This is a genomic window from Streptomyces sp. AC555_RSS877, from assembly GCF_019049245.1.
GTDB lineage: Bacteria > Actinomycetota > Actinomycetes > Streptomycetales > Streptomycetaceae > Streptomyces.
Genome location: NZ_JAGMUK010000098.1, coordinates 1 through 2,301, shown reverse-complemented (window position 1 = coordinate 2,301; position 2,301 = coordinate 1). Strand labels below are relative to the sequence as shown.

Below are 2,301 nucleotides of genomic sequence, written 5' to 3'. Positions count from 1 at the left end.
GACCGCGACCACATCACCCACGCCACCGAAGTGGCCACAGCCCAGCTCAACGCCCGCGCCCGACCCTGGATCTGGGGCAGACCAGCACCGCCCACACGACGCTTACGCCGCCGATATGTGTACGTCCTTTGAGGAACGAAGCAATTAGGCGCTCTTCGACTTGCGAGCCGTCGCCTTCTTTGCCGTGGTCTTCTTGGCTGGCTGCTTCTTCGCGGTCTTCTTCGGCATGTCGTGGACGTCGGCGGCTTCGCCGCGGGACGCCTTGGCCTTGGAGACGGACTCGGTGAGGGCGGCCATTAGGTCGAGTACCTGGCCTGGCTGCTCGGCCGGCTCCGGCATCTCAGGCAGAGCGCGGTCTTCCCGCTTGGCTTCGATGACCTTGGCGAGGGCTCCGGTGTAGGCGTCCTGGAACTCGGGTCCGTCGAGGTTGTCGCGGGTGAGGCGGTCGATGAGGGCGAGCGCGCCGTCGATCTCCTCGTCGGACACCTGCGCTGTCGGGGGGTCCACGGCGGCTGGGTCGCGGACTTCGTCAGGCCAGCGCATCGCGTGCAGGACGATGACGTCTTCGCGGACTCGGAGCAGGCCAAGGCGCTCCCTGCCGCTCCATGCGTATTTGGCGATGGCGACCTTCGACGACCGGCCGAGCGCCTGGCGCAGCAGCTTGTACGGTTTCGCGGCGACCTGGCCGTCGGGGACGAGGTAGTAGCCCTCGCCGATCTGGATCGGGTCGATGCTGTCGAGCGGCACGAACGCCTGGATCTCGATGGCCTTCGCCGTCGGCAGCGGCAGGTTGCTCAGCTCGGCATCAGAGATCGGGATGACGTTGTCCTTCGACACCTCGTAGCCCTTGCCGATCTCCGACTCGGTGACCTCCCGGTCCTCCAGGTCGCACACCTTCCGCACGCGCACCCGGCCCATGTCCTCCAGGTGGTACTGATGGAACTGGATGCTGCGAGTCTCGGTCGCGCTCGCTACGTGGATCGGCACGGTGACCAAACCGAAACTGATCGCGCCGCTCCAAATCGTTCGGAGCATGACAGACCTCCGCGATAGCCCCGAGCAGGATCATGCTACGCGACAACCATTTTCGTCATATATCCACGCGAAAGCGTCGAATAGGTGATGGCTATGCGAGGAACACGGACACGGAACCTCCCCGCACGAACGGAGCACACCGTGATCATCAAGAAGATGCACGACATGGGCATCCGCAGCGAACACGCCTACATGGCCGCCCTCGGCAGCATCGGCCTCTCCATCGCCAGCTGGGCCGGCAGCCTCAACTTGGAACCCGGCGCAGGCGTCGCCCGCGCCGACAGGTGGGGAATCTTCGTCGGCCAGTGGGCGCCCACCTTCTTCGGCCTCGGCGTCGCCCTCTCCCACTACGAACAGCAAGACGGCACCCTCACCGCCACCGTCCACGAACTGCGGGAGCAGAAGCAGGCCAGCTGAGCCAGAACTGTTCGCCCCCTTCGCATCAGGGGGCGGGCAGTCGCGTATTGGGCAGCCGTCGATCCTCCCGCGGGGAGGTCGGGAGGAGCGGCGGGCCCTACCGCTCACAGGGAACGGCAGGGCCCAGCAGGGGCATCCACCTGGGGGAAGGCGAAGCGCCTGGACGGACAGCATGCGCCACAAACAAGCCACCGGGGAAGGTCCCGGCCGGAAGTAGTTCTCGCGGCGATGTCAGTGCCACCAGCGAGAATGCCCGCATGACGATCACCATGCAGAACTACGGGCTCACCTGGACCGACGCCGACGGGATGCCGCAGGCCTCCGCCGTCGCGTACGACCAGGCGAGCGCCAACAGGCAGAACGAGAAGCTGGAGGCTAGCGGGTGCAGCGGCATAGAGATCGTGCCCGTCTCGCCCGGCCGGCTGGCTGAGACGAAGGCCTGACGCGCGAGCAGCCAAGCAACCCCGCCAAGACGGGGAGCAGCGTCGACTCTGACGTGTCCGTCCTCTGGCACTGCCACGATCCCCTCTGTGAAAAGCCGGCTCTCCGGTAGACCGGTTCAACGACGCCACCCGCCGCGCATGGCATTCATCGTTGTGACCTCGATTGTCACCAGAGGCGCGGCTGCTACAGGTCGAACTCAAGGTGCTCGATGTCGGTGAAGCGGACCTCTTCCAGGCTGCCGGCGCGGCGTCCGTGGTCCTGGAAGTAGACCTCCTTGAGTCCTTCGGCGGCGATCTCCTGCAGGTGCTGGTCGGACGCGCCCTGCTGCTGGGCGTCGAAGAGGCGGGCGGCGTACTGGGGCGGCAGGGCGACGGTCAGGTGCCGGATGCGGGCGTCGTCGGTGGA

3 protein-coding genes and 1 pseudogene are annotated in these 2,301 nt (G+C 66.4%); 2 read left to right on the top strand and 2 right to left on the bottom strand.

Annotated elements, in window-relative coordinates; translation table 11 throughout:
* Positions 1–144: 144 nt before the first annotated feature.
* Positions 145–1,035 carry a Ku protein gene (locus KUM49_RS35270; protein ID WP_217241036.1) on the bottom strand — a complete coding sequence of 297 codons (891 nt, stop codon included), beginning with the start codon at positions 1,033–1,035 and terminating at the stop codon, positions 145–147.
* A 141-nt stretch (positions 1,036–1,176) separates the two neighbouring features.
* On the opposite strand from KUM49_RS35270, the gene KUM49_RS35265 reads away from it, so the two are divergent.
* Both KUM49_RS35265 and KUM49_RS35260 read left to right on the top strand, forming a co-directional pair.
* Positions 1,177–1,452, top strand: coding sequence for a hypothetical protein (locus KUM49_RS35265; RefSeq protein ID WP_217241035.1), 276 nt, complete (start codon positions 1,177–1,179; stop codon positions 1,450–1,452).
* 257 nt (positions 1,453–1,709) lie between these two features.
* On the top strand, positions 1,710–1,895 hold the full coding sequence (locus KUM49_RS35260) for a hypothetical protein (RefSeq protein WP_217241037.1): 186 nt from the start codon (positions 1,710–1,712) through the stop codon (positions 1,893–1,895).
* 184 nt (positions 1,896–2,079) lie between these two features.
* Here the strand turns inward: KUM49_RS35260 and KUM49_RS35255 are convergent.
* Positions 2,080–2,301: pseudogene (locus KUM49_RS35255) on the bottom strand (XRE family transcriptional regulator); the annotation flags it as partial.